20 protein-coding genes are annotated in these 23,096 nt (G+C 65.3%); 1 reads left to right on the plus strand and 19 read right to left on the minus strand.

Going from position 1 to position 23,096, the window contains the following annotated elements; genetic code table 11:
• Window positions 1-155: 155 nt before the first annotated feature.
• The 19 genes from BN2475_RS21455 to mpl all read right to left on the minus strand — a co-directional run bounded on the left by BN2475_RS21455 (window position 156) and on the right by mpl (window position 22,170).
• A complete protein-coding gene (locus tag BN2475_RS21455) occupies window positions 156-1,214 on the minus strand; it encodes an aldose 1-epimerase (RefSeq protein WP_094781584.1) in 1,059 nt (352 codons plus the stop codon).
• A gap of 204 nt (window positions 1,215-1,418) precedes the next feature.
• Window positions 1,419-2,321 (minus strand): SMP-30/gluconolactonase/LRE family protein, encoded by a 903-nt coding sequence (locus BN2475_RS21460; protein WP_094781585.1) that lies wholly within the window; start codon window positions 2,319-2,321, stop codon window positions 1,419-1,421.
• A complete protein-coding gene (locus BN2475_RS21465) occupies window positions 2,312-3,112 on the minus strand; it encodes an SDR family NAD(P)-dependent oxidoreductase (protein WP_094781502.1) in 801 nt (266 codons plus the stop codon). Before BN2475_RS21465 ends, BN2475_RS21460 begins: the two co-directional genes overlap by 10 nt.
• Before the next feature lie 63 nt (window positions 3,113-3,175).
• On the minus strand, window positions 3,176-4,192 hold the full coding sequence (araH, locus tag BN2475_RS21470; RefSeq protein WP_094781503.1) for an L-arabinose ABC transporter permease AraH: 1,017 nt from the start codon (window positions 4,190-4,192) through the stop codon (window positions 3,176-3,178).
• A gap of 54 nt (window positions 4,193-4,246) precedes the next feature.
• On the minus strand, window positions 4,247-5,782 hold the full coding sequence (gene araG / locus BN2475_RS21475; protein WP_094781504.1) for an L-arabinose ABC transporter ATP-binding protein AraG: 1,536 nt from the start codon (window positions 5,780-5,782) through the stop codon (window positions 4,247-4,249).
• Between the two features lie 289 nt (window positions 5,783-6,071).
• A complete protein-coding gene (locus BN2475_RS21480) occupies window positions 6,072-7,070 on the minus strand; it encodes an arabinose ABC transporter substrate-binding protein (RefSeq protein ID WP_094781505.1) in 999 nt (332 codons plus the stop codon).
• Between the two features lie 133 nt (window positions 7,071-7,203).
• A complete protein-coding gene (locus tag BN2475_RS21485; RefSeq protein ID WP_094781506.1) occupies window positions 7,204-7,980 on the minus strand; it encodes an SDR family oxidoreductase in 777 nt (258 codons plus the stop codon).
• Window positions 7,977-8,657 (minus strand): 2-dehydro-3-deoxy-6-phosphogalactonate aldolase, encoded by a 681-nt coding sequence (locus BN2475_RS21490; RefSeq protein ID WP_094781507.1) that lies wholly within the window; start codon window positions 8,655-8,657, stop codon window positions 7,977-7,979. Before BN2475_RS21490 ends, BN2475_RS21485 begins: the two co-directional genes overlap by 4 nt.
• Before the next feature lie 41 nt (window positions 8,658-8,698).
• Complete coding sequence (locus tag BN2475_RS21495) at window positions 8,699-9,763, minus strand: 2-dehydro-3-deoxygalactonokinase (RefSeq protein ID WP_094781508.1); 1,065 nt, start codon at window positions 9,761-9,763, stop codon at window positions 8,699-8,701.
• Window positions 9,760-10,716: an IclR family transcriptional regulator gene (locus BN2475_RS21500; protein ID WP_094781509.1), complete on the minus strand. Its 957-nt coding sequence runs from the start codon at window positions 10,714-10,716 to the stop codon at window positions 9,760-9,762. The genes BN2475_RS21495 and BN2475_RS21500 overlap by 4 nt, the downstream gene beginning before the upstream one ends.
• A 433-nt stretch (window positions 10,717-11,149) precedes the next feature.
• Window positions 11,150-12,460 carry an MFS transporter gene (tcuC, locus tag BN2475_RS21505; RefSeq protein WP_094781586.1) on the minus strand — a complete coding sequence of 437 codons (1,311 nt, stop codon included), beginning with the start codon at window positions 12,458-12,460 and terminating at the stop codon, window positions 11,150-11,152.
• A gap of 41 nt (window positions 12,461-12,501) precedes the next feature.
• On the minus strand, window positions 12,502-13,725 hold the full coding sequence (gene tcuB, locus BN2475_RS21510; protein ID WP_094781510.1) for a tricarballylate utilization 4Fe-4S protein TcuB: 1,224 nt from the start codon (window positions 13,723-13,725) through the stop codon (window positions 12,502-12,504).
• Window positions 13,712-15,139, minus strand: coding sequence for an FAD-dependent tricarballylate dehydrogenase TcuA (tcuA, locus tag BN2475_RS21515; RefSeq protein ID WP_094781511.1), 1,428 nt, complete (start codon window positions 15,137-15,139; stop codon window positions 13,712-13,714). Before tcuA ends, tcuB begins: the two co-directional genes overlap by 14 nt.
• A gap of 105 nt (window positions 15,140-15,244) precedes the next feature.
• On the minus strand, window positions 15,245-16,165 hold the full coding sequence (locus BN2475_RS21520) for a LysR family transcriptional regulator (RefSeq protein ID WP_094781587.1): 921 nt from the start codon (window positions 16,163-16,165) through the stop codon (window positions 15,245-15,247).
• Between the two features lie 56 nt (window positions 16,166-16,221).
• Window positions 16,222-16,944, minus strand: coding sequence for a monofunctional biosynthetic peptidoglycan transglycosylase (gene mtgA, locus BN2475_RS21525; protein WP_094781512.1), 723 nt, complete (start codon window positions 16,942-16,944; stop codon window positions 16,222-16,224).
• A gap of 49 nt (window positions 16,945-16,993) precedes the next feature.
• The gene (aroE, locus tag BN2475_RS21530) at window positions 16,994-17,881 is read right to left on the minus strand and encodes a shikimate dehydrogenase (protein WP_094781513.1); all 888 of its coding nucleotides are present in this window, start codon (window positions 17,879-17,881) and stop codon (window positions 16,994-16,996) included.
• Window positions 17,878-19,998 carry a ribonuclease catalytic domain-containing protein gene (locus BN2475_RS21535; protein WP_094781514.1) on the minus strand — a complete coding sequence of 707 codons (2,121 nt, stop codon included), beginning with the start codon at window positions 19,996-19,998 and terminating at the stop codon, window positions 17,878-17,880. Before BN2475_RS21535 ends, aroE begins: the two co-directional genes overlap by 4 nt.
• Before the next feature lie 178 nt (window positions 19,999-20,176).
• Entirely contained in the window at window positions 20,177-20,779 is a 603-nt protein-coding gene (locus BN2475_RS21540) for a YqiA/YcfP family alpha/beta fold hydrolase (RefSeq protein ID WP_094781515.1), read from the minus strand.
• Window positions 20,776-22,170: a UDP-N-acetylmuramate:L-alanyl-gamma-D-glutamyl-meso-diaminopimelate ligase gene (gene mpl, locus BN2475_RS21545; protein ID WP_094781516.1), complete on the minus strand. Its 1,395-nt coding sequence runs from the start codon at window positions 22,168-22,170 to the stop codon at window positions 20,776-20,778. The genes BN2475_RS21540 and mpl overlap by 4 nt, the downstream gene beginning before the upstream one ends.
• A 270-nt stretch (window positions 22,171-22,440) precedes the next feature.
• On the opposite strand from mpl, the gene BN2475_RS21550 reads away from it, so the two are divergent.
• Window positions 22,441-23,094: a UDP-N-acetylmuramate--alanine ligase gene (locus BN2475_RS21550; RefSeq protein WP_094781517.1), complete on the plus strand. Its 654-nt coding sequence runs from the start codon at window positions 22,441-22,443 to the stop codon at window positions 23,092-23,094.
• Window positions 23,095-23,096: the final 2 nt, after the last annotated feature.

Here is a 23,096-nt window from a genome sequence, read left to right on the forward strand (position 1 = left end):
GTGCCTGTGTCGTGCCTGCGTCGTGCCCGTGCCTGTGTCGCGGCCGGCACGCGGTACACCCGGTGCCGTCAGCGTGCGACGGGTGACGCGATGAGTAACGGGATGACTGACGCAAACACCGCCGCGCCAGTCCTTCCACGCCGCCCCGCTCCCCGCTACTGTCGCCGCGACCCGTGCGCCCCTGGCATCGAGCGCAGACCGGTACGTTCGACGGTGAAGCGAAACGTGCGCGTCAGACGCTCGCCACGTCCCAGCAAGGTCATGCCGTTTGCGCACGCGCCGCCGGCGAGATTCATCGCGTTGATCGGATGATCGACGGGCTCGAAGCAGAAGAAGTCTTCCCCCGGTGGCGTGTACAGCACGTAATAGTCGGTATCGGCAGCGATGTTCAGCGACAGCCGGCGCTTGGGCCACACTACCGCCGCCTGCCCGCTCCAGCCAGTAAAGGCATGATTGACGATGGTGTCCGGCAACGGATACGCGACGCCGAATTGCCACGCGGGCGGCGCCGGCACGTGGCGCACCGGCAGCCAGTCGTCGCCGGACAGCCACAGGCCGCCGGCCGCCGCCGAGAGCTCCGTATCCGCGTCGCGCACGAAGAACGGATGCACGCCGAGGCCGAACGGCAGCGCCTCGCGGCCAGCGTTCTCGATCTCCAGCGAGATGACGAGCGTCGGGCCATCGAGCGCATAGGTTTGGGTCGCGCGGAATGCGTACGGCTTGCCGTCACGGCGATCGAGTGTCAGACGCACGTTTTCGCGATCCGCGCCGACCACCTGCCACGCCGACAGCCAGCCGTCGCCGTGAATCGGCAGCGGTTCGTCGGCGCGATTGCGCGGCACGTCGACACGCCGCCCCGCGAGCGTGAACTGGCCGCCGCCGATCCGGTTCGAATACGGCAGCAGCGGATAGCAGGCCAGCTGGTTCGGCTGCGTATCGGCGCCGACGTGACCGCAGCGCCGGAAGATCGGCGTGAGCGCGCCGTCGTCGCGCCAGTCGAAACGGGTGATGCCGCCGCCGAGCGTCGGCGCGACGTCGAGGCGCAAATGCGCGTTGGCGAGCGTAATGCACGCAAGATCGCCACCGCTGCTCTCGCCGAGCGCCACCGCCGACGTGCTCGGCCCGGCCAGCACCGGATTGGCCGCCGCCGCGAGTCGCGAGCGGCGGGTCTGCGAGGTTTGGGGAGAAGCGGAAACGAGGTTCGCAACAGTCATATCTGGCTCCATCGAGAGGCGTGGGACGTTGCCGTCATTGCTGACGGATGCTGTTGGGCGATTCTCTTGAACTGATCGCCTCAGGGTCCGAACTACATGCTGCCGATTTGCTGCCACTGGCATTGCGACTTCAACTGCCGATTCACTTTCAAGCTCACTGCGCGCGCTGGCCGCGGCCTTGCGGCCGGGCTGCGTCATTCTGCGCTATGCGGGCGCGCCGCGGAACACCGGCTCGGGCACGCCGCGCCGCGCGGGCGTCGCGACGAACACGCCACCGGCCAGCGTATCGCGTGCGAGCGCGGCGGCGTCGAGTTCGGTGCGCGCGCTCGTGATGTACAGCGTGCCGAGTTGCGAGCCGCCCAATGCGACGCAACTCGGCTGCGCGGTCGGCACGTCGACGCGCTCCGTTTCCACGCCGTCGGGACCGTAGCGCACCACCCGAGCGGCGCCCCAGTGCGCGTTCCACAAGCCGCCGTCGCTATCGACGGTCGAGCCGTCCGGCAGGCCACTTGCATCGGTCAGCCGGGTGAACACGCGGTCGTTGGCGATGCTGCCGTTCGCGTGATAATCGCACGCGCGGATTTCGCGGGTCAGCGAATCGCAGTAGTACATCGTCGCGCCGTCGGGACTAAATGCGATGCTGTTCGAAATCGCCGCCGCCGGCAACGGCAAGCGCTCGAACGACAGATCATGATTCAACCGGTAAAACCCGCCCACCGGTTGGGCCGGCTTGCTCTCATCCTTCATCCCGAACACGAAGCGTCCTTGACGGTCGCAGCGGCCGTCGTTCACGCGCGTGCTCAGGCCGGGTTCGACATCGACGATGCGCCGCGTCTCACCGGTCGCCAGATCGAAGAACGCGAGGTGCGAGGCAAGGCCAAGCAACAGGTAATGTGGATCCGCACACAGCGCGAAGGTCGCGAGACGCTCGGGCATGCGCCAGAACGTGCTGCGGCCGTCGGCCGGATCGTAGCGCCACAGGCGCGCGCCTTCGATATCGGTCCAGTAGAAGCGGCCGGTTTGCGCACACCACGTCGCGCTCTCTCCCAGCGCGCACTTCGTGTCGAGCAGCAGCGACGCGCGCTGCGCCCGCACGCTCACGCCCAGCCTCCGTCCACGACGATGTCCTGCGCGGTGATCATCCTGCTGTCGTCGGCGGCGAGAAAGAGCGCCATGCGGGCGAGATCGTCCGGCATCAGCTCGGCGTCGATGCACTGCCCTTCCTTGATCTGACGGCGGCCGGTGTCGTCGAGCCATAGGCGCTTCTGCTTTTCCGTCATCACCCAGCCCGGCACCAGCGTATTGACGCGAATGTTGAAGTGCCCGAGGTCGCGGGCGAGACCGCGCGTCAAACCCTGCACCGCCGACTTCGACATCACGTACACAGGATAGCCGCCGTTCTTCAGCATCCAGCTGATCGAGCCGAGGTTGATGATCGAGCCGCTGTTAGCGGCCTTCATGTCTTCCATCACCGCCTGCGCGGCGAAGAACTGGTGACGGATATTCACTGCGATGCCCGTGTCGAAAAATTCGCGCGTCACTTCATCGATCGTATGACGCTTGTCGTTGGCCGCGTTGTTGACCAGCACCTGAATCGGGCCCAGCGCGGTCCTCACGTCGGCGATCGCTTTTTGCAGCGCGTCGATGTCGGTCAGATCGCACGGCAGGAACAGCGGCTTGTGCTTCGAATCGCCGAGCTGGTCGGCGAGCGCTTCACCGGCGCTCGCGTCGATATCGAAGAACGCGACGCGTGCGCCTTGCGCCGCGAAATGCTCGACGAACGACGCGCCGATGCCGGTCGCGCCGCCCGTGATCAACACAGTACGGTCGACGAGACTTGGATAGCGCGCGAACGCGGTGTCCGCGAGACGGACGTTTGCATTGGCCGGAGACGACATCGTTCGATTCCTTTCAGAGCTGGATGGTAAGGGCCGCAGTGAATCCCGGGATGAGTCCCGGGTTTAGTCACGCGAGCCGCGATTCTTCAACTGGTCGAGCAGCACGGCGGCGAGCAGGATCGCGCCACGCACGAGGTACTGATAGAACGCGTCGATGTTGAGCAGGTTCATCACGTTCTCGACCGTGCCCATGATCAGCACGCCGATCACGACGCCGGAGATCGTCGCGCGGCCGCCGAGCAGCGAGACGCCGCCCAGCACGCACGCCGAGATCACGTTCAGCTCGAAACCTTCCGCGGCGTTCGGCTGCCCCGACGTGATCCGCGACGCCAGAATCACCCCGGCCAGCGCGGTCACGGCGCCCTGGATCAGGAAGATGTAGACGCGCGTGCGTTCGACGTTGATACCAGCCAGACGCGACGCTTCCGGGTTGCCGCCGATCGCGAGCGTATTGCGCCCGTACACGGTCTGGTTGAGCATCACGCCGAACACGATGAAGCACAGCAGCGTGACCCAGATCGGCAGCGACACGCCGAAGAAGCTCAGGCCGCCGAGTGCGATGAACGTATCCGACGACACGCCGACCGCCTGTCCGTGCGAGACGATGAAGCCAAGACCGCGAACGATTTCCATCGTCGCGAGGGTCGTGATCAGCGCGTTGATGCGCAGATAGGCGATCACCGCGCCGTTGACGAAACCGATCACCCCGCCCGCTGCGACCGCCGCGACGATCGCGATGAAGGTATTGCCGGTCGCGTTCAACACCATCGCGCACAGCACGCCGGCGAACGCGACGGTCGAGCCCACCGACAGGTCGAAGTCGCGCGAGGCGAGACAGAACATCATGGTGCACGCGACCATGCCGATCTGCGAAATGGACAGGGCGAGACCGAGCATGTTCTCGATCGAGAAGAAGTGGTCGACGGTCAGCGACATCGTGACGAACATCACGATGAAGATCACGATCAGGCTGTACTCGGTGATCTGCTGCCACCATTTCGCCTTGTCGTTGGCCTGCGGAATCAGCGCATCGGCGGCGCTTTTGGCGGCCTGTTGCGCGAGGTTTTCTCTGGCTTGCATATTCAATACTCCTCCCGTTCCCCACGGGTTACCGGACCTGCGTCCGAATTATGTTCAGGCCGCGTGCCGGGCGGTCGCGTTGGCAGGCAGCGCGGTCGAGCTTTGCGGCAACGCGAAGCTCAACACCGCCTGTTCCGTTGCATCCTTGCGCGAGAGCTCACCGGAAATCCGGCCCTGGCGCATCACGACGATCCGGTCCGACACGCCGAGCACTTCCGGCAATTCCGACGAAATCATCACGATCGCGCAGCCGCGTTCGGCAAGCTGATAAATCACGTTGTAGATTTCATGCTTCGCGCCAACGTCGATACCGCGAGTCGGCTCGTCGAGGATCACCACCTTCAGATCCGGCTCGGCGAGCCAGCGCGACAGAATCGCCTTCTGCTGATTGCCGCCCGACAGAAAACGGATCTTCTGGCGGCGGCTCGGCGTCTTGATCTTCAGCAGCTTGATGAAACGGTCCGCGGTTTCCGCTTCCTTCTTGCGGTCGAGGAACATCCCCGCACGCAGATAGTGACGGCGGCAGCTGATGTTGATGTTCTCGGACACGGTCGCCATCGCGACGATGCCTTCTTCCTTGCGATCTTCCGGGCACAGCACGATGCCGTGCCTGATTGCTTCGCCCGCGCTGCGCACCTTGATCGGCTTGCCGTCGAGCAGCAATTCGCCGCCCTTCCTGTGCTCGGCGCCGTACACCAGATGCATCAGTTCGCTGCGGCCCGCGCCCACCAGACCGAAGAAGCCGACGATCTCGCCGCGCCGCACCTCGAAGCTGGCCGGTTGCGCGAGCGCGTGACCCTCGATTGCTTTCGCCGCGAAACGGACCTCGCCGAGCGGGCGTGCCGAATAATTGTAGATATCCGAAATTTCACGACCGACCATCTCGCTGACGATGGTGTCACGCGACACGCCTTCGAGCGTCGGATGCGAGGCGACCTTGCGGCCATCGCGGAAGATCGTGCAGGCGTCGCACAACTCGTAGATCTCGTCCATCCGGTGCGAGATGTAGATCATCGCGCGGTTGTCGGCGCGCAGATCGCGCACCAGCTTGAACAGCACCTCGGTCTCGCGATGCGACAGCGAGCTGGTCGGCTCGTCGAGTGCGATCACGCGTGCGTTGCGCAGAAGCGCCTTGCAGATTTCGACCATCTGTCGTTGCGCGATCGACAGCTTGCGCAGCTTCGCGTTCGGATCGAGCGCCACGCCCATCGCTTCGAGACGTTCGCGCACGAAGCGCTTGGCCTCGCGCTTGTTGACCCAGCCGAGCGAGTTCGGCAGCTGGCCGAGCAGCAGGTTTTCCGCGACCGTCAGATCAGGGACGTATTGCAGTTCCTGGTGAATCACCGCGATCCCGGCCGAGATCGACGCCGCCGCGCTCGAGAAGTGCACCTCGTTGCCGTCGATCATCACGCGGCCCGAGTCGGGCTGATATTCACCGCCGAGAATCTTCAGCAGGGTCGATTTCCCTGCGCCGTTTTCGCCCATCAGGCCGTGAACCTGGCCGACGTTGACGTCGAAGGACACACCGTCGAGCGCACGCACGCCTGGAAAGACTTTGCCGATATTGTCAAAACGTAGCGTCGCTGACACTTCGCCTCCTTTGTCGACCAGAGTTGGCGCTTTAGCGCCTACTCTGGTCCCATGCAATCTTATTGCGGTCGACCGGAGTTGGCGCTTTAGCGCTTACTCCGGTCCCATGCAAATTAGTTGCTGCTTCATGTGAACCGCGCCTGAGCGTGCCTCATACGTCGTACATCACGGGCAGGCCCAAAGCATGGCCTTGTCTCTACTGCTGATCCTGTATTGCTGCCACCGGCGCATCACCGCTGAATCGTGCGGACAATGACGCGCCGGCTTCATGACACTGCGCTGCAATCGCTTACTTCGACGCAAGGCCCATCTTCTCGCGCACTTCACCAACGTTCTCACGCGTGGCCAGCATGCCGGTCGTCAGCGTGAGCATCGGCGGTTCCTTGCCTTGCGTGATCCAGGCGTACATCAGCGCCGAGGTTTCTTCGCCGTGACGCTTCGGGCTGATGATGACGGTGCCGTAGAAGCCCGTCGGGGCCGGCTTCTTGAATTCGTTCAAGGCCGAGTCCGCACCGCCGATGCCGATCCCGATCATGTTGTCCGCCTTGAAGCCGCGGCCTTCCGCTGCGCGTACCGCGCCCAGCACGCCTTCGTCGTTCAGCGCGTAAGCGATCCAGTGCTTGAACTGCGGGTTCTTCGTCAACGCGATGTTGGCGGCATTGAACGCGTTTTCCGTGTCGGTCTTCGCTTGCGGCGCGGCGATGATGTTCGCCTTCGGGAAGCCGGCGGCCAGCAGCGCATCGGTCGCACCGGTGGTGCGGTCATGCGCGGTCGGCAGCTGTTCGTAGGTCACATCGATCGCGCCCACGTCCTTCATGTCCCAGCCGCGCTTCTTGATTTCCGCAGCGAGGCCGTCGCCGACCTGCTTGCCGATGTTGTACGCCGAGATGCCCATATGCGGCACCGACGCAATCGGCTTGCCCGCACCGTCGACCAGACGATCGTCCACCGTCATCATCTTCAGGTTGTCGGCCTTCGCCTTCGCGACGATGCCCGGTCCGAGCTTGACGTCAGGCGTGCAGATCACGAAGCCTTGCGCCTTCTGCGCCGACAGGTTGTCGATTGCGCTCATCACCTTCTCGCCCGACGGCGCACCGATCTTCACCAGAGTGAAACCCTTTTCCTTGGCGGCGATTTCGGCGAACTTCCATTCGTCCTGGAACCAGGGTTCTTCAGGCTGCTTCACGAGGAAGCCGATCTTGACCGGATCGGCGGCTTGCGCGACCGGTGCGTTGAAGAGCACACCCGTCGCGGCTGCTACCAGCGTGAGGAAGATTCTACGTTTCATGATGCGTGTCTCCTGACTAATTGATAACGAGAAGGTATCGGCCGCGTCTTCTTGTACCGGTGATGACACACGCGGCCAGCGCGTCGTCCGGTGTACCTGTTGCGCGCCCTTGCGCAACCTCTGTGCTGCAAGATCAGTCGTGATACAACACCGAGCGGCCGCCATCCACGGTGATGCAGGTGGCGTTGATGAACGGCGCTTCGTCCGATGCGAGAAACACCGCGGTCATCGCCACTTCTTCCGGGCGGCCGATGCGTCCCATCGGTTGCAAGTCGAGCGTCGCCTGCCGCGCGGCGGCCGGGTCGGCTTGCGCATTCCACCAGTCATGCGTCAATTGCGTTTCGATGTAGCCCGGCGCGATCGCGTTGACCCGCACATTGCGCGGCGCGTATTCGATACCGAGCGCACGCGTCAGGCCGATCACGCCATGCTTGGCCACCGGGTACGGGAAGCAGCCCGGAATGATCTTGAACGCGTGCGTCGACGCGATATTCACGATGCTGCCCGCGCCGCGTTCGACCATGCCCGGCAACACCGCGCGGCAGCCGTTCCACACACCGTCGAGGTCGACCGCGAAGCAACGCCGCCAGTCGTCGTCGGTCATCGTCAGCGGATCGCTGAATACGTTGATGCCGGCGTTGTTCACCAGCACATCGAGCGCGCCGAACGCCCGCTCCGCCTCGCTCACCGCATGCTGCACCGACGCCGCTTGCGCGACGTCCGTGTGCACCGCGAGCACACGGGCGCCGGTTTGCGCCTCGATGCGCGCTGCCGTCTGCCGCGCGGTTTCGATGTCGAGTTCCGCCAGCACGACCGCCGCGCCCTCGCGGGCGAACGCAAGCGCAATCGCCGCGCCGATGCCGCGCCCGGCGCCGGTGATCAACGCGGCTTTGCCCGCGAGCCGGTTCATTTCTTCGCACCCGCGCGGGCGATACGCAAGCCGTTGATGAACGCCTTCGCATGCGAAGCGGTCACCGCAGCGCTTTGACCCGGCTTGTACAACGCCGAGCCGAGGCCAAAGCCATTCGCGCCGGCGCTGAGGAACGGTCCCATGTTGTCCGGCGTGATGCCGCCGACCGGCACCAGCGGCACCTGGGCCGCGATCACCGCGCGCCACGCCTTCACGACCTGGCAGCCGAGCTGCTCGGCGGGGAACATCTTCAGCACGTCCGCGCCGTTCTTCAGCGCGATGAACGCTTCGGTGGGCGTGGCGACGCCAGGCGCGCAGGCCAGACCTTGCGCCTTCGCGGCGATGACCACCTCGGGATCGCTATGCGGCATCACGATCAGTTCGCCGCCGGCCGACTTCACGTCGTTGACGAAAAGCGGATGCAGCACCGTGCCCGCGCCGACGATCGCATCGGCCGGCAACACCTTGCGGATCGCGGCGATGCTGTCGAATGGCTGCGGCGAATTCAACGGCACTTCGACGATGCGAAAGCCGGCCTCGTACAGCGCCTGACCGTGGTCGGCGGCGTCCGCGGGCGTCACGCCACGCATGATCGCGATCAGCGGGCAGACTTCGAACGCCGCGATCAGGCCCGCGTGCGGCATGTATGGAGCGGGCAGATTGATGTGAGGTTGCATGTCGGTTCCTTGTATCGTGAGCAGCGCTGCTGGGCAGCCGGTTAGCCGGCGCGCGCCGGCTGGGCGGCCGGCTTGACGAGTCCCGCCTGGCAGGCGACGCGCCACAGACCGCGCTCGGTGGCATGCTTCACCAGTTCGACGCGGGTGCAGCCGAATCGCGCAAGCGCGAGGCGATAACGCTCGCACAGCGCTTCATTGCCGATCAGGCGCAGGCTCTGCGTGGCGAGCGATTCCTGCTGTTGGGTCAGCACGGCTTCGAGACCGGACAGTTCATGCCCGATCAGCAATCCCGACAAATAGTCGGGCTGCCTGTCGCCCGCGAGTTGTCCGGTGAGACCGAGCGTGCGCGCGCTGAATATGGTCGCGAGCATGCCCGCCTGGCCCTTTTCCCGGGCGATGTTCACGCCGTGCAAAAACGCTTCGGTGTCCGGACGATCTGGCGTGACCATCGTGCGGCCGAGAATCGTATGCTTGCGCAATGCGGCGAACACTTCGCCGGTCATGAAAGTGTGAAAACGCTCGATGCGGCCCGCCTGCACGACCGCCCACTTCGCGTGTGTGCCAGGCAGGCCGATCAAGGCGCGCTGGCCGCTTGCGGCAGTCTTCGCGGCGCTCGCGTCCTCGCTGAGCGCGCCGACGATCTGCGTTTCTTCGCCGCGCATCACGTTGGGCAATTCGCCCCGTTGCAGCACACCCGGCACGATATGCAGCGTCGCACCGCTCGCGGCCTGCACGCGGACGATGCCAGCCACCAGCGCATCGGCGTTCGCCGGCGCGTCGACATACGGCGCCTCGAGCCACCCTTGCGCGCTGCCGACCATGCCCGCCGCGATCACCGGCACGCCGCTCGCCTGTTCGAGCCACGCGCCGCACGCGTCGTCGAAGGCGGCGTCGAAGCCGCCCTGCTCCGCGCTGCGCGGCAGATTCATGATGCCGGCCGTGGAGGCGCGCGTGGCCAGCACATGGCCATCGGCGTCGTACAGATACGCGCGTAGCGACGTCGTGCCCCAGTCGAGCGCGATCAGCGCGGCATGCGCGAAACCCGCGTCAGCGACGCCTGCGGCCACGCGACTGCCGGCCGGTATGGAAGAGCCCGCGTGTTTCATCGTTTGATCCTGCGGGCTGTCGGTTGCGGAGCGCGCCAACCGAGTTCTTCGGAGATCGCACGCGCTTCACGCTGCAGGACCGGAATCAGTTCGTCCATGCGTTCGAGCGGCATGTACGGAATCGTGCTCGCAACCGACAGCGCCGCCACCACCGCGCCCGACGCATCGCGCACCGGTGCCGCGACGCAACGGATCGATACTTCGTTCTCCTCAAGGTCGAACGTGTAGCCGCCGGCCGCGTAATTAGTCATGCGCTGCATGAAGGTCTGCGCGTCGGGACGGTTATCCGGCTTGAACGTGACGCCGGCGAGCGCGCGCCGCGACGCGTCGAACAGCGACTGCCAGACGTCCGGCGTGAGGTCGAGCATCATCGCCTTGCCGATTCCCGTCGACGCCAGCGGCATCCGGTGACCGACACGCGAACGCATTTCGAGGCCACGGGTGCCGGGAATCTTGTCGATGTACAGCACGTCGTCGCCATCGCGCACGCCGAGGTGAATCGTGTCGAGCGTCTGCTCGGCCAGCGATTCCAGATGCGGACGCGCGACCGCGGTGAGCGGCATCTGTTCGAGCGCGATGGTACCGAGTTCGATCAGCTTCGGGCCCAGCAGATAGCCGCCTTGCACCTGACGCAGATAACGCGCCTGCACGAGGCTGCTGACCAGCCGATGCGTGGTGCTGCGCGTCGTGCCGAGCGCGGCGCCGAAGGTGCGCAGATCGCGCACGCCGGCCGCCGCGGCTTCGAGAATCGCCAGACCGCGCAACAGCGTTTGCGTGCCGGCTTGTTGCGGCGTGACGTCCAGTAGCGTGCCAGGTAACGCGATGGCGTCCGCGACGGCCGGTTGAGCGCCGGCACGCGGCGCATTGGCGACGGACGCCTCGTGCGGCGCGGCGCCGCTCGCGTGATCGGCTTTGGACTCGCTTGCGGCGTGATTGGGCATCGCTTTGTTCATGGCGATTGGCTTTCGGGTGGTTTTTGCGCTCACCGCGCGGGGCCGGAGGAAAGGCCTTGAGCGCTCACGATGCTGCGGGCGCGGGGATGCTGCCTTTGGCTAGTCGGCATGATCTGGCTGTGTCTCCGGTTTTTTTGCTGTCGCTGTTCGTTTGCGCGGTCAGACTGCCCAAGGGCTTTCTGGCTCACGTTGCGCGTTGGATTGGATTGTAGGGCGATTTTTGAGAAATCTCCAATATGTGAATGTTTGATTCATATAGTGGGATTTTCTCGCTTGTTGGGACATCTTGCGGTCGCGGATGAAATGGGCACGTCGTCACGCCCGCGCTCGATTTCGCTGCGCTGTGGCGCGGACGCCGTGCAAAAAAGCCCGCACGAGGCGGGCTTGATTCAGTTGCCGACTTGCATCAGCGTTTGGGCAGCTATGTCTCCAACTACATCGCTAACCGCTCCGCCACATCCCTGCGACGATACAGAACCAACGTCGCCACCAGCCCACACACGGCGGCAAAACTCAGCCAGTAGCCAGGCGCGGCCTTGTCGCCCGTCGTCTGGATCAGATAGGTCGACACCGCCGGCGTGAAGCCGCCGAATATCGCCGTCGCAAGGCTGAACGCGAGCGAGAAGCCGGCCACGCGAACGTTCTCCGGCATCACTTCGGTGAGTGCCGCGACCATCGCGCCGTTGTACATGCCGAAGAAGAACGACAGCCACAGCAGCACGATCAACATCCGGCCGAAGCTCGGCGACGTCGCCAGCCACCCGAGCGCCGGATACGCGGTCAAGATCGCCAGCACGGTAATGGCGATCAGGATCGGCCGGCGTCCGATGCGATCCGACAGCGCGCCGCCAACCGGCAGCCAGAAGAAATTGCCAATGCCGACGCAGAGCGTGACGATCAGACTGTCCGCGGTCGTGAGCTTCAGCACGGTCTTGCCGAAGGTCGGCGTGTAGACGGTAATCAGATAGAACGTCGTGGTGGTCATCGCGACGAGCAGCATGCCGGCGAACACGACCTTCCAGTTCTGCAACAGCGTGCTGAACACTTCGCGCGGCTGCGGGCGATGTCGTTGCGCCTTGAACGCCGCGGTTTCCTCCAGCGAACGACGCAGTGCGAACAGCAACGGCACGATCGCGCAACCGATAAAGAACGGAATGCGCCAGCCCCATGCGCCGATCGTCTCGGGTGTCATCCAGTGATTGAGCGCGTAGCCGAGCGCCGCCGCGATGACGATCGCGACCTGCTGACTGGCCGATTGCCAGCTCGTATAGAAACCCTTGCGGCCCGGCGTGGCGATTTCGGCGAGATAGACGGACACGCCGCCGAGTTCGGCGCCGGCGGAAAAGCCCTGCAACAGCCGCCCCAGCAGCACGAGAGCCGGCGCCAGCAAACCGATCGATGCGTAACCCGGCACACAGCCGATCAGTATGGTGCCGCTGGCCATGATCGAGAGCGTCACGATCAGGCCTTTGCGACGCCCCACCTGGTCGATGTACGCGCCGAGGAAAATGGCGCCGAGCGGCCGCATCAGGAACCCGGCGCCAAACACCGCGAACGTGAGCATCAGCGAGGCGAATTCACTGTTGGTCGGGAAAAATACCTTCGAAATATATGGCGCGTAAAAGCCGAACAGAAAGAAGTCGAACTGCTCCAGAAAGTTGCCGCTGGTCACGCGCAATACCGCGCCGAATGTCGACACCCGGCGCGCGGCCGTGTCCGTCGCGGTGGTGCTCGAGGGGTTCATCATCAAAGTCTCCGTTGTTGTTGCTGTCGACGCTGGCGTGCTCAGTCGGAGCCCGTTTGCAGACCACCACCTCGCCGTTTTTCGATCGCCGATTTGAGCAGCGCCGCGCTGCGGTATATACCGTGGGCGAACTTGCCATAGGGTAGCGTCGCGAATAGCGCGATCACCACGCCCAGGTGTGTGGCGAGCAATGCGGGCATAGCCGCCGTGTCGCGGCATAGCAAAAGCGCGAGGCCGGTGGCGCTGGTCAGCAGCAGCAACGCGATGAATCCGCGATCCATCGGACGCTGCGCGCTGTCGCCGCTTTCAGGGTTGCGTCGCAGGTTGAGCCACAGCAGGCCGGCGGGTCCGATCAGCAGACCGACGCCACCCAGCGAGCCCAGCACGACCGGCAGACTGAGAAGCGGATAAGGCGCCTCCTCACCCAGCACGTAGTGATAGAGCGTCGCGACCGCGGTCGCGGCGAAGCACAGCATGAAGCCGTAGAACGTGAAGTGATGGAAACGCCGGCGCGCGAGCGTGAAGCGGTCGTCCGATTCGTTGCAGCCGTCGCCGTGTCCCCCATCGAGATACGTGAGCCCCAGTACGTTTTTCGTCGCCTCGACAATCGCGGGCGCCGATGCCGTGCCCGCCGACACATCACGCCAGAACCGCGTCACGCCGATGCCCAGCGCCAGCACCGCGAAGCCGAACACCGCGCCGAAAATCGCCGCGAGCAGGTTGTGCGGAAAGATCGCGTAGAAGCTGGATGCCTGCGCGCCGACGCGAGGGTCGATCAGCGACCCCGTCAGGGCGGTGCCGAGGATCAGGAACAGCGCCAGCCCGGCCGCCAGCGCAAGCGACACGGTCAACCCGTTGCGTTTATACAGTGCGCCCAACGCAGGCGGCCACGCGTACTCGGTGTAGGTGTCGAGCCGGACTTTCGCCATCGCCTGCGGCACGTTGACCGCGAATTCGTGAGGCGGGGCGTACTGGCACGCGTGATAGCACGCCCCGCAGTTATGACAGAGGTTGGCCAGATAGTTGACGTCGGCCTTGCCGAATTCGAGCCGGCGCGTCATCGCCGGGAACACCGCACAGAACCCTTCGCAGTAGCGACACGCGTTGCAGATCTGCATCTGGCGCGCGACTTCCGTCTCGTTGCCGGTGAGCGGCAAAACCCGGATCACCCTCGTCTGTGGATCACGCGCAGAAGGATGGCCGGCATGGCCAGGCGAGTCGGCCAATTGCTGCGCTTCACGCGCAAGCGCTTCAATTTTCTGCACTTAACACTCCTGATGATTCGCATGCGCTCTGTGCCACCCGTGCCGCCTGCGCGGCCTGCGTGCCGGCGATGCGCCCGAACGCGGTGCCGATCGACATGCCGACGCCCGCCGTATAACCTTTACCGAGTACGTTGCCGGCCATCATCTCGCCGGCCACAAAGAGGTTGTCGCTCGGCTTGCCGCCGAAATGCACCTGAGCCCGGTCGTTGACCTTGAGGCCGAGGTAAGTGAACGTGATCCCGGGTTTGAGCGCGTAGCCATAGAACGGCGGCGTGTCGATCGGCCGGGCCCAATGGGTCTTGGCGGGCACGAGCTGCTCGGTATGACAGTCGTCGAGCGTCGTATGGTCGAACGTGCCGACCCGGCACGCGGCGTTGTACGCGGTGATCGTTTGCACGAAGGCCGCTTCCGGCAGACCAAGCCCGCGGGCCAGCCCCTCGAGCGTGTCGGCTTTTTCGCCGGGAAACACCGGCGGCATGAAGCGGCCGATCGCCTTGGCGTCGATGATCGAGTAGCCGGTCTGGCCGGGTTGCTGCGCGACGAGGCGTCCCCAGATCGCGTAACGCTTCGGCCAGAAGTCTTCGCCTTCGTCGTAGAACCGTTCGGCGTCGCGGTTGACGACCACCCCCAGCGACACGCAGTCGATCCGGGTGCAGATGCCGCCGTCGTAGAGCGGCGCACGTGCGTCGATCGCCACGCAATGCGATTGCGACGGGTCGCCGATCGCATCCGCACCCGCGTCGATCATGTACTTCAGCAACACCCCTTTGTTAAAGCGCGTGCCGCGGATCAGAAAGTTATCCGCCGGCCATTCGCCGCGTTCATTCTGCCCCCAGGCCTCGCGCAACCATTCGCGGTTGGATTCGAACCCGCCCGCCGCCAGCACGCAGGCGCGCGCCTCGAAACGCCGCGTGGCGCTTTTCGCCGCGACGAAGCGGCCGTCGTCGAGCTCGATTTCTTCGATGGGGGTGTCGTACAGAATCTGCACGCCGAGCGCTTCGGCGCTGCGATAGTACGCATTGACGAGCGCCTTGCCGCCGCCCATGAAAAACGCGTTGGTGCGGGCTACATGCAACGCGCCGGACAGCGGTGGCTGGAACCGCACACCGTGCCTGCGCATCCACGGCCGGCAGTTCGACGACGCACGGATCACGAGACGCGCGAGGTGCTCGTCCGTGATGCCGCCCGTCACTTTCAGCAGATCGCGCCAGTATTCTTCCTCTGGATACGCGTCGACGAGCACGTCTTGCGGTGCATCGTGCATGCAGCGCAGATTACGTGTGTGTTGTGAGTTGCCGCCGCGCCATTCGCGCGGGGCCGATTCGATCAGCAATACCGACGCGCCAGCCTCGCGCGCCATCAGCGCGGCGCACAGCGCGGCATTGCCTCCTCCGATTATGAGAACGTCGACCATCTAGCTTGCCTCCTGTCGAGGCAAACTGTAGTCAGCGACGGCGCATGCCGCCATCAGCAAACCGGCTAGAGGTCTTCAGTTTTCGTGAAGGTGCGACCTATCCGACTATCTGAGTTTGGCGCCGGGCCAGCGGCCCTCGCGCACCAGCGTGCGGGCGACGTCGGCGAGCACGACGCGCGCCGCCAGCGCGGCCGGGGATAGTTCGTCATCGGACACGCTGACCAGCAGGTTCGCCCGCACGGCATCGGCATCGGCGATGCGACTGCTGGCGAGCGCAGCGTTCTCGGAACGAGCGAGCGCCGCACCCGGCTGGATGGTCGCGCCAAGGCCGCCGCGCACGGCGTCCATCAGCATCGCGAGGCCATCGGCCTCGGCGGCGAGATGCGGCTCGTACCTGGCTCGTTTGAAAGCCGTGTTCAATTGCGCCCGCAAGCCGTGCGAGCCGCTGGGCAAGATCAGCGGCAGCTTGCCGAGCTTCGACAGACGCACCTCGCGTCCCGCCGGCATTCCTTCCAGATCGCGCGGACCGATCACGAACAGCCGCTCGTCGAGCAGCGGCATCACGCTCCAGCGCTGCGTGGGCGCTTCCTGAAACAGGATCGCCAGGTCGATCGTCCGCGCGCCGAGCATCGACGCCAGATGTCCGGACAGGCTTTCGACCATCCGCAAGCGAATCTCCGGGTAGCGTTCGCGCATCGCGCGCATGAACGGCAGGCCGAGCACGCCCGTGGTGCTGGGCGCCAGTCCGACGCTGACGTGTCCCGCGAGTCGCGCCTCGCGCGCTGCGAGCGCCGCGTCGTCGATATGGCGCAGCGCCAGTTGCGCCTGGCGCCAGAACGCGAGTCCGGCGTCGGTCGGCACGACGCCACTGGACGTGCGCTGCAACAGCCGGGTCGATAGCTCGCTTTCGAGCCGGCCTATCTGCTGGCTCAGTGCGGACGTGACGACACCCAGTTCGAGTGCCGCCTTACCCATGCTGCCGTGTTCGATTACGCTGATGAAGTACCGCAGCTGCCGCAGTTCCATCGAAGTTTCCCGCGAGGCCATGCACGGGCGAGCGCGCCGCCCATGCGAATCAATGTTCAATCCGGCAATTCAGCCGCGCCCATGCGCCGGGCGATCACCCGAGCCCGTTGCGCCAGATACGCGGACCCCCGGTGTTCGTCGAAATACCTGGGGCGCGGCAGCATCACGGCTAGGCGTGCCGCCTGCGCGGCGCTCAGCTTGCTCGCCGACGTCTTGTAGTAGTACTGGGCAGCCGCTTCGGCGCCATACACACCGTTGCCCCACTCGATCGAGTTCAGATAGATCTCGAAGATCCGCTGCTTGTCCATCAGGGTCTCGAGCATCCACGTAATGATCAGCTCCTGGCCCTTGCGGATGTAACTCTTCTCACGGGACAGAAACAGGTTCCGCGCGAGCTGCTGGGTAATCGTCGAACCGCCTCGAACGACTCTGCCTCTCGCCTTGTTGCGCTCCCACGCCTGCAGGATGGCGTCGGTCTCGTAGCCTTTGTTGTTGACGAAATTCGCGTCTTCGGACGCGATGATCGCGCGTTTCAGATTGCGCGAAATCTGGTCGTACGGCACCCACGTACGCTGCAGCGACAGATCCGGCCGATCCTGCGCCAGACGCCACGCATCCGAGCGCATGAACGCGGTCGAGCGCGGATTGACGTAGTTCCAGATCGCGATCTGCGTGAAGTAAAACGCCTGCGTCGCGAACCACGCGATCACCAGCACGGCACCCAGATACATCATCCACCGCACCGGACCTGGCCGGCTCGCGCGCCGCGTTGCTGTCATCGTGCTTCGAATCCTCGAGTCGGTGAGCACCGCTGGATGAGTCGTCGGTCTACGCGTGCGACGGCGCCGTCAGCAGCGCACGCAGTTCGGCCAGCACCGGCGCGCCGTCGGGCCGCACGCCGCGCCACACGTAAAACGATTCGGCGGCCTGTTCGACCAGCATGCCGAGACCGTCGGCACCGCGCGCACCGAGCTTGCTCGCGTGCTCCATGAACACCGTCGGATGCGCGCCGTACATCATGTCGTACGCGAGCGTGCCGCTGCCGAACGCGCGATCGTCGCACTCGGGCAACGACGCGTCCAGGCTGCCCGCCGTCGCGTTGACGATCACGTCGTACTGGCCCGCTTCGATCGCGCGTATGCTCCCGCCCGTCAGACGGCACGCGGCGTTGCTCGCGGCTGGCGCGAATTGATCGACCAGCGCTTCGGCTTTCGCCGCCGTGCGATTGACGATCGTCAGCGTATGCGGCGCGCGGTCCAGCATCGGCAGCACCACACCGCGCGCCGCGCCGCCCGCGCCGAGCAGCAGGATACGCGCGCCCTTCAGCGGCACGCCGAGATTCACTTCGATGTCGCGCACCAGACCGAAGCCGTCCGTGTTGTCGCCATACACGCCATTCGCGTCGATGCGCAACGTGTTCACCGCACCGGCCGCCGCCGCGCGGGGCGACAACGTGTCGGCGAACGCATGCGCGTCGAGCTTGAACGGCACGGTCACGTTCAGGCCGCGTCCGCCCGCTTCGATGAAGGCGCGCACGTGCGGCACGAACGCATCGACCGGCGCGAGCAGGTGGCCGTACTCGACCGGCTCGCCAGTCTGCGCGGCAAAGCGGCCATGAATGAACGGCGACTTGCTGTGGCCGACCGGATTGCCGATGACCGCATAGCGGTCGCGAGTCTGCTGGGTGCTGGTCGACGTACTGATGAGGGTGCTCATCGTCCCGGCTCCGCGATAGGCTGGTCGGCGGCGCTGTCGCTCGCGCCGTGATCGGTTCCGCCGGCGTGCGCCGCGGTTGCGGTTGCATCGCCGGCATTCAGGTCGGCTTCGGCTGCCGCTTCTGCCTCGGATTCGGCGCTGTCGTCGGACGCGTCGATGATCTCTTCGTCACTGTCGTCGGCTTCTTCCGCTTCGCCGCCGCTCGTCACGGCCGGCGCGTCGAGCACGTGCAGCAGACGCACGGACGCTTCGATGGTCAGTTCGTCGATCGACATCACTTCCATCTGCAAGCGCGTGCCGCGTGCGTGCACGCCGAGGCCGGGCACATGCAGCAGCAGCGGAATCTCCTCGAGGCGCACCAGGTCGTCCTTCACCACCGACGCCACCACCTGCTTGCGGTTTTCCTGCTTCAGCCAGCGCAGACACCAGAAGTACTCCATGCGGCGCTGATGATCGGCGTACGCGGAATAGGTGTCGTCGAAGCCTTGCACGACGGCGAACAGATCCGCGTCCTTGGGCTTGAACGGTGCGGCCAGCTTCGCGGTCACGCCATGCTGCACGCAGGCGATCAATTGCCACTGATTCACCAGGTCGACGTAACGGCGCAGCGGCGACGTGCTCCACGCGTATTGCGTGACGCCGAGACCTTCGTGCGGCGCGGCGTTGGTCTGCATGCGGGTGCGCTTCGGCCCGCTCGGCGCGCCGAACGCACGCTGCGTGCGATAGATGCCGGGCACGCCGTGGTCGTGCAGGAACGCGCCCCACGACGAGTTCGCGAGAATCGCCAGCTCGGCGACGATCGTGTCGAGCGGCGAACCGCGCCGGCGCGGCGTGATCGTGATGTGCTCGCCGTCCACGTAGAAGTTGAAGTCGGTATTGCGCTGCACTTCGCGACGCAGACCGTAGCCGGCGCGCGCAGTCTGGCGCTTTTCGAACAGCGCCTGCGCGAACGGCCACAGCACGGCGATGTCGTCCTTGTGCGGATAGTCGCCGGTGCCGGCGGCAAGCGCTTCCTCGGTGACCACTTCGTCGAGCGTGTTGTGGCGCAGGTTGTTCTTCACGAACACGCGCTCGGCGCGCGTTTCGCTCGCGACGATCTCCTGGCTCTCGCGATTGACGATCACATACAGCGAGAGTGCCGGCCGCAAGCCGCCTTCGGCCAACGTAAACGCGTCGACCACGCCGTCGGGCAGCATGGTGATCTTGTCGCCCGGCATGTACACGGTGGACAAGCGCGTGCGCGCGATCGCGTCGACCTCGTCGCCCCGCTGGATGCCCAGCGCCGGCGCGGCGATGTGCACGCCAATCCGCACGCGGCCGTCAGCGAGGTGCTCGACGGAAAACGCATCGTCGATTTCGGTGGTGGTGATGTCGTCGATCGAGAACGCCTCGACTTCGGCTTCCGGCAGATCTTCCGGCAAGCCGCCGACGCTCACGGGCGCAAAGCCGGTGCCGTGCGGGAAAAACTCGGAAAGAAACTTCGCCTCGTGCAGCGCACGCGCCGACGGAATGGCGCCGCATTCGAGCATCAGGCGCGCCTGCGAAATGCCGCGCGCCGCGGCGGCGCTCTCGAGGGCCTTGTATTCGATCGTGTTCTTGTCGGGCTTGGTGAGCAACGCGAGCGCGGTCTTGCCGGTGAAGGCTTCGGGCAGACGGCCGGCCTTCAGTTCCTCCTCGTAGCCCTGCTGTACCAGCGCCTGCTGGCGCTTGCGTTCGAGGCCGGCCAACGCCATCTTCAGCTGTTCCTGCGGCGCGCGCTGATACATGCCGCGCCCCTTGCGGCGGAAGTAGACCGGCGCGCCGTGCATGCGCAGAACCAGCGCGGCGCGCTCGATCGCGCCGAAGCTCTCGCCGAAGTACTCGGCGCCCAGCGTGGCGAACGGGAATTCGTCGTCAGGCGCGCATTCCCACAGGAAGTCCAGGTCGATGTCCTGCGCGGCGGCGTCGGCCTGCTGCATCAACTCGGCCGCGCCCGGCTTGTCGAATTCGATCAGCACGTCTTTGGCGCGCACCTTGGCGCGCCGGCCGCCCGGCAACTCGACCTGAAATGCGTCGCCCTGACGCGACAGCACGCTGCCGGCCTTGAAACTGCCCGATTCCTCGAAGAAAACGTTCACTCAATACTCTCGTTCTGACTTGCATCCGCCGCCGCGCCCGATCTGGTTCGGCGATCGGTCAGTGTGCGCGCGACGCGGCAACATGTTCGTGATAGTGGATCCGCGACGCGATACGCGCGCCCGCGGGTTGAATCTGATGACTGGCGGCGGCCTTGCCGTCGGCTCGCCGCAGCCCGCCTCAAGCAGCCTCGCGCGGCGCCGGCGGCTCGATGTCTTCGGCGTCGCAAAAGGCCAGCACGTCGTCGACGTATTGCGCGAACTCGCTGATCGCGTGGTCGCTTCCTTCGATCAGCGTAGTGCGTGCGCCCGGATAGTGCGCGAGCATTTCGCGGTAGTCGAGCACTTCGTCGCCGGTGGCCGCCAGCAAATAATAGCGTTCGGGCCGCGTGATCGACGCGACGCCGAGCGCACGCAGCTCGTCCAGATGATGCGGCTCGACGACGATGCTGCCACCGCCGTGCCACAACGGCTGCTCGCCGAGATACGCGCTGAGGTCGCGCTGCGGCACGACCGCCGGATTCAGCAGCACGGCCGGCCAGCCGTGCTTCTCCGCCAGCCAGGTGGCGAAATAGCCACCCAGCGAACTGCCGATCACCGTCACCCGATTCGTGCCGGCGGCGGCCACCATTGATTCGGCGAGCGCCACCGTCTCGAACGGCGAAACAGGCAGCATCGGGCAGCACCATTCATCGCCGCGGCCGAGCTCGACCAGCCGCGCCGCCAGCAGGCGCGCCTTGAACGAATTGGGCGAAGAGCGGAAACCGTGCAGATAGAGAATCACGATGTGCCTCGCGCGGAAAGGGCGTCGAGCAGTTTCTGGTGCACGCCGCCGAAGCCGCCGTTGCTCATCACCAGAATCTGGTCGCCGGGGCGCGCTGCATGGACCACCGCTTTGACCAGCGCGTCGAGATTGTCGAAAGCTTGTGCTTTGCCACCGAGCGGCACGAGCGCCGCGCCGAGATCCCAGCCGAGCGCGTCGCGCCCGCTCGGCGCGCCATAGCCGAACACCAGATCGGCGTCGGCGAGACTGGCCGGCAGTTGCGCTTTCATCACGCCCAGCTTCATGGTGTTCGAACGCGGCTCCAGCACCGCGAGAATCCGCGTGTTGTCGCGGCCGACGCGCGCGCGCAGCCCGGCCACCGTGGTGTCGATCGCGGTCGGGTGATGGGCGAAGTCGTCGTACACGGTCACGCCGTCGACGCTGCCGCGCACTTCCATGCGGCGCTTCACGTTGCGGAAGCTGGCGAGCGACTTCGCGGCCTGCGCCGGCGGCACGCCGACGTGACGCGCGGCGGCAATCGCGGCCAGCGCGTTCATGCGGTTGTGTTCGCCCTGCACCTGCCACTCGACCACGCCGACGCGCTCGCTGTTGTGATACACGGCAAAATGCTCGTCGACCGGCACGCCGTCTTCGGCCGGCAGGGTTTGCCAGCCACCCTGCACACCGAAACGCTCCACTCCGCTCCAGCAGCCACGCGTCAGCACGCGCTCGAGCGCGTCTTCGCGGCCGTTCGTCACCACCCGGCCGATACCCGGCACGGTGCGGATCAGATGATGGAACTGTGTTTCGATCGCGGCGAGATCCGGGAAAATGTCAGCGTGATCGTATTCGAGGTTGTTCAGCACCGCCGTTTTAGGGCGGTAATGGACGAATTTCGAGCGTTTGTCGAAGAATGCGGTGTCGTACTCGTCCGCTTCGATCACGAAGAAGCTCGAGTCCGTGAGCCGCGCGGAGACGCCGAAATTCAACGGCACGCCGCCGATCAGGAAACCCGGATTCAGGCCGGCGTCCTCGAGCAGCCAGGTCAGCATCGAACTGGTGGTGGTCTTGCCGTGCGTGCCCGCCACAGCCAGCACCCACTTGCCGTTCAGCACGTGCTCGCCGAGCCACTGCGGGCCGGACACATACGGCAGGCCGCGGTCGAGAATCGCCTCCATCAGGGGGTTGCCGCGCGAAACCACGTTGCCGATCACAAACAGATCCGCGTCTAGCCCGTTCAACTGGTCCGCGTCGTAACCCTCGATCAGACGAATGCCTTGCGCCTCGAGTTGCGTGCTCATCGGCGGATAGACGCCGGCGTCGCAGCCGGTCACGGTGTGGCCCGCGCCGCGTGCGAGCACCGCGAGACCGCCCATGAACGTGCCGCAGATACCGAGGATGTGGATGTGCATAAGCCTGTCGTGCCGCGCGGGCATTTTTTGCGTGGGATGGGAGTGCAGCAAAGCGGCCGGAACGACCGTCTGCAAAGGACGCTATTGTAACCGACAGGTCCCGCTCACCTATCTGCTCACCTATCTGCTCACCTATCTGCTCACCTATCTGCTCACCTACCTGCTTACCCATCTGCTCACCCATCGACGCCAACCCACGCCATGCTCGCCCGACTTACGGCGGCGCCCCGCCTGGAAAGGCGCGGGATCAATCTCTAGTATCATTCGAAGATGGTTCGCAAATCACATTTCGATCCGCAGCGCGTGCGCGAGGAAATCGCCGTCGCGGCTGCGCGCCTGATCGCCGAAGACGGTCTGGACTACGCCACGGCCAAGCGCAAAGCGGCCCGGCAGGTGGTCGGCGAGAGTCGTGTTGGCGGCGAATGGCTGCCGGATAACGACCAGATCGAGGAGGAAATCCGCGAATACCAGTCGCTGTTTCAGGGCGACAGCCAGCCGGCGCTGTTGCGGCGGCTGCGCCGCATCGCGGTGGACTGGATGGAGCGGCTCGCACCGTTCAACCCGTATCTGACCGGCGCGGTGCTCAGCGGCACCGCCGGCGAGCACTCGGACGTGCATCTGCAGGTGTTCTGCGACAACCCGAAGGAAGTCGCCCTGTACTTTCTGAACGCCAACATCCAGTACGACGTATCGGAAACTCGGCATTTCGCCGGCCGTGGCTATGTCGAGACGCTGAGCTTCCTGTGGCGCCCCGCGAACGAAGGGCGCGACGCGGAACCGGCCGGCATCCACGTTGCGCTGTACGAGACGGACGACCTGCGCGGCGCGGTACGGGCCGACGCTCGCGGCCGCACCGCGCGGGCGAATCTGCAGGCGGTCCAGGGGCTGCTCGACAGCAGCGAAGTCACCTCTTCCACTAGTTAATC

It is taken from the genome of Paraburkholderia ribeironis (assembly GCF_900019265.1).
GTDB classification, from domain to species: Bacteria; Pseudomonadota; Gammaproteobacteria; order Burkholderiales; family Burkholderiaceae; genus Paraburkholderia; species Paraburkholderia ribeironis.